Annotated in this window: 4 protein-coding genes; 2 read left to right on the top strand and 2 right to left on the bottom strand. The window is 43.6% G+C overall.

The features are described from left to right. Nucleotides 1–73: 73 nt before the first annotated feature. Nucleotides 74–808, bottom strand: coding sequence for an RNA methyltransferase (locus RH85_RS19675; protein WP_006714489.1), 735 nt, complete (start codon nucleotides 806–808; stop codon nucleotides 74–76). A 322-nt stretch (nucleotides 809–1130) separates the two neighbouring features. Here RH85_RS19675 and RH85_RS19670 point away from each other — a divergent pair, with 322 nt between their 5' ends. After that, on the top strand, nucleotides 1131–2309 hold the full coding sequence (locus tag RH85_RS19670; RefSeq protein ID WP_006714488.1) for a flavohemoglobin expression-modulating QEGLA motif protein: 1179 nt from the start codon (nucleotides 1131–1133) through the stop codon (nucleotides 2307–2309). A 176-nt stretch (nucleotides 2310–2485) separates the two neighbouring features. Here RH85_RS19670 and RH85_RS22110 read toward each other — a convergent pair whose 3' ends face one another. Next, nucleotides 2486–2863 (bottom strand): hypothetical protein, encoded by a 378-nt coding sequence (locus tag RH85_RS22110; RefSeq protein ID WP_006714487.1) that lies wholly within the window; start codon nucleotides 2861–2863, stop codon nucleotides 2486–2488. Nucleotides 2864–3101: 238 nt separating this feature from the next. Between RH85_RS22110 and RH85_RS19660 the strand changes: the two genes are divergently transcribed. Beyond that, complete coding sequence (locus RH85_RS19660) at nucleotides 3102–3938, top strand: RNA polymerase sigma factor (RefSeq protein ID WP_006714486.1); 837 nt, start codon at nucleotides 3102–3104, stop codon at nucleotides 3936–3938. Nucleotides 3939–4446: the final 508 nt, after the last annotated feature.

Raw genomic sequence — 4446 nt, 5'->3', positions numbered from 1 at the left:
GAATCAGTCGTTACGCTTTTTTATTGTTCGCTATGTCGCGCTTAATTTCAGGAGCGCTTCCGCAAGTGCTGAATTAGCTGTGTTGACGACGCATGTTGTCAAGAATGATGCCGGTGGCCATTGCCACGTTGAGCGACTCCGCACCACCAAAGGCTGGAATAGTGATCTTATCGGTCACAAATGCGGCTGCTTGGGAACGAATACCGTGAGACTCACTGCCCATTAACAAAATACCTTCTGCAGCAAACTCAGTTTTATGCACGCTTTCGCCTTCAAGGAACGCGCCGTAAACTGGCAGATTTGCCTGTTCAAGGTAGCTTGGCAGATCCAATTGGTGTACTTGCACGCGGCCAAAACTGCCCATGGTGGCACTGATGGTTTTTGGATTATATGGGTCTGCGCAATCTTGGCTGGCGACAATGTGCTTAATGCCATACCAGTCGGCGACACGAATAATGGTACCAAGGTTACCCGGATCTTGTACGCCATCGAGCGCAATCATCATCCCTTGGGCTTGTGGTGCCGCAAACGTTGGGATCTCAACCACCGCAATCGCCGCGTTGTTGCTCACCAAGGTACTCGCTTTGGTTAAGTCATCCAATGACGCTTCGATGCATTCAAAGCGCTCAAGCGTCGTTTGATTCTGCTCTAAAAAGTCGGCGGTTGCGAAAACGTGTTTTACCGTTAACGTACTACTTGCCAGTTCAAGTACGTTTTTTTCACCCTGAACTAGGAATAAGCCGAGTGCTTTACGCTGTTTCTTTTGGCCTAAAGCACGCAGCAGTTTTAGTTGGTTTTTAGAAATCATTTTTTTATCCCAGATGAAAACGCAGCGATTATAACCGCAGTCGTCACTCGATGCTACGTACAGCGTAATTCCGTTTATGCCTTTATGCGCTTGAGTCTTGCGGTTGTTTGAATTCCCATCAATGCACTCATTCTTCTCATTGGGTGAGAAAGTGATACTTATCGATAATTGTTGCCTTTATTAAAGCAGCGCATATTCGAGAGAGGCAGCAAGCATGATGCATGAAAGCGATTAGCAATGCTCATTATGCATATAGCGGTGCGCGATGGATTTGCAAGCGCTATTGGTGTCAATACAAAGGACAAAGCAAAGAGGATAGGGAATGTTGAAAGAGGTAAGCCGTTTGAATAATCATGAATTTACAGCGCGACATAACAGCGAACTTCGCCATGCCAAAGCACTGGATAAATCCTTGTTTGAGTTAGTCAATGGGATCGAAATTCTCAGTGCGGTTGGGCCAACCAATTATAATCAGCAGAAAAGTGAATTTTTTAAGCGTCATTTTTCTATTGAGCCTGAATTTAGCTACAAAGAGAACATCCACAATCCTTTCCAGCTAAAACGTCAGCTATTCAATTTGCCACTTGAATCAGTGGAAGATGCCGATCTGCAACGTATTTACGAAGACGTCATTCTTTCTTATGTGGATAAGATCGACCAGCTACAAACTATTGGTACACAAGATTTTTTGTATAACTCCCTACGTTATTTTGGTGAGCCAACAGAAAAGGACATTCGCAATGCGACCTTTATTCTGCACTTACCGGATTCCGATGAAGATGATCAAAAGCTGGTGGATGCGAACGGCATTCAAGCGATCATGGCTGAGTTTGCCAAGCAGGAAGATTACCAATATGACTTGGTGATTGACGACAACATGATCGCCAATGCGTTGGTGAATAAAACCACGGTAAAAATCAACAGCGCGGCAAGCGTGCCAGAAATAGAAGCGCATGCCTTGGCGCACCATGAACTGGGTGTGCACCTTGCTACCACCATCAATGCGATGAATCAGCCATTTCATGTGTTATCACTGGGTTGCCCAGTCAACACCATGACTCAAGAAGGCATGGCGATCTTAAGTGAATATTTGGCTGGCCATCTGACGATCAAGCGATTAAAAATTCTCGCACTGCGTGTGTTAGCCGTTGAATCGATGATCAAAGATAAATCCTTCCGTACCACCTTTATGATGCTCAAAGAGCAACTTGGGGTAGAGAAGAATCTCGCTTTTACCATCACAGCGCGAGTCTATCGTGGCGGTGGCTTCACCAAAGATTACTTGTATTTGCGTGGATTCCACGAAGTGCTGCATGCTTATGAAGAGCAAGAGGGCTTTCTAAACCTCTTATGCGGAAAAACAGCTCTAATGCATTTGCCGCAAATTAACCGTTTGGTGACGAAGGGGATATTTAACCCACCAACAAAAATCACGCCATCGTTTCTTAACCCAACGGATAACGATGACGTGCGCCGCTTTATTACTCACGCGATTAAATAACGCCTCTGATGATATTGAGCAAAAGCAGCCAATGGCTGCTTTTTTGTTTTTTGGTAAATCAAAATCGCTTTGTGCGTATTTCGCTGCGTCGTTGTCTTTGAACTGAAGTCACGTGGGTATCAAGATTAGCTGAGAATTCAGCCAATCTAGGAAATGTGAATTGGAATTGAAAAACATTAAGCGAGTTGATCGATTCGCAGTTCAATTTTCACTTTTTTGTTTGGATTCGGGCATTCGAATACTCGCACATCAGAAACTGAAGCGGTTTTGTCGAACTGCATTTCCATGATTGATTTGTGAATGCTGCTATAAAAGAAACCACAGAAATCACCACATTGACGAAAGCCTAAATTAAACTCATCGCCCGGCGTCATGCCAATCGTACAAGGTACTTCGCTGGACACGATTGTTGCCGTCATTTGGTTGCCAACGACTGGAAACTTAATGCTTGGTTTGGCTGCCTGCGGAAGTAGTTCATTCGCGATCACGTTGGAAGTTACAATGGTTGCGCCCACACCGACTAATCCATGCTTAATAAATTTACGTCTATTCATTTTGTTGTCCTAACTTGTTTTAAGTAATGAGTTATTCGCTCGTTTACCTTTAGACGTTTCAGCGCAAAAAGTGTGACAGCAAAAACCACTTTTTTGTCGATTTTTAAAATCACTCTGTACAGCATGTTGGCTGTGATAACTCAGAGCGAGACATTCGCTACGCGCCTCTCATATTAGCCACTCTTTTTATGTCACACTTCGAATGAAATATCTGAGAAAAAACAAATTAGAGCATTGAATGAATTCAGATTTAGAGCGTTACGTTAAAGAGGCAAAAAACGGCAATCTGGTTGCCCTTGATCAGCTTGTTAAGCAGATTAAGGACAATATTTATGGTTTAGCTTTTCGTATGTTGGGGCATCCTGAAGATGCCGAAGACCAAACACATGAGATTTTAATTAAGGTAATTACTCACCTAAGTAGTTTTCGAGAAGAGAGTGCGTTTACGACGTGGGTATATCGTATAGCCAGCAATCACCTCATTAGTAAGCAGATTAAGGTAAAAAGCGAGCTTACCTTTGAATCGTTCGGTGAACTGATCGCTAATATGACCGAGCAAGCTCCAACTTTAGAGGCTTCAGACCCAGAAAGAAGTGTGCTGTTAGAAGAGACGCGCCTTGGCTGCTTGCAGGCAATGCTTAGCTGTTTAGATAAAGAATCGCGGCTCATTTTTATTCTTAGTGAGTCTTATGGGGTCACCAGCCAAGAGGGCGCATTTATTTTGGACATCAGTCCGGATGCGTATCGGGCTCGGCTTTCTCGTGGCAAAAAACTGCTGCAGAACTTTATGGATCAGCGTTGTGGGTTGATTAATAAAAACAATCCCTGCCAATGTCATCAACCTGCTGCGATCAGGTTGCAGCATCAAAGTGGCGTTAAGTCATCAATAAGCTGTAGTGCTCAGCTTTCCTCCCAGAAAGGGCGCGCTGAACTGTTGGCACATTTGAAGGAATTTGAGGAAATAGAGCGAGTGATCGCGATGTTTAGATTGTACCCAGAGTATCGCTCACCGGACTCTTTCTCTAATATTGTCAGTAATCTGATGGACTCAAGGCAATACCAAGTATTCAATTGAGGTGTTGGGACAGTTAGAGCGATCATTGTCATTTCCGCGCCGGCGGAAATCTCGCTTTTCATACCCCATTTAAACCTGAAACGATCTTTTCGAGCTTGGTGAAAGCGCCTTTGGTGTTGTCCGGTCGGTTTTAGGCGTTCCCAGCGCCTAAAACCTAAAAATTCTATCCTGAATTTTCACCTATTATCGCGGTTATGTTAACTAAGGTGTTTTTGGACAGAACTATGTCAGAGCTTGTTCTAAATTAGCAGCTTATGGATTACCTAAAGTATTACAGACCTCTAATCAGGTGGCCAAATTTACAAGTTAAATCAGTAATTCATCCTAATTACTTGTACACTAGCTAGTTCTATCATGATTCGAACTTAAATAAATGTACACGGGCTACTTAATTTCATTTTTCACTGTTGCTATATGGGCAGGAAGCTACATTGTTAGCAAGATGGCTGTCGGTGTCATCGAGCCTGCTACTCTTGCGTTCTACCGATGCATGTTTGCATTCTTAGAA

The organism is Vibrio ichthyoenteri ATCC 700023 (genome assembly GCF_000222605.1).
Classification (GTDB): Bacteria; Pseudomonadota; Gammaproteobacteria; order Enterobacterales; family Vibrionaceae; genus Vibrio; species Vibrio ichthyoenteri.
Note: the sequence above shows the minus strand (reverse complement) of the source record. Positions and strands in the feature narration are given on the sequence as shown.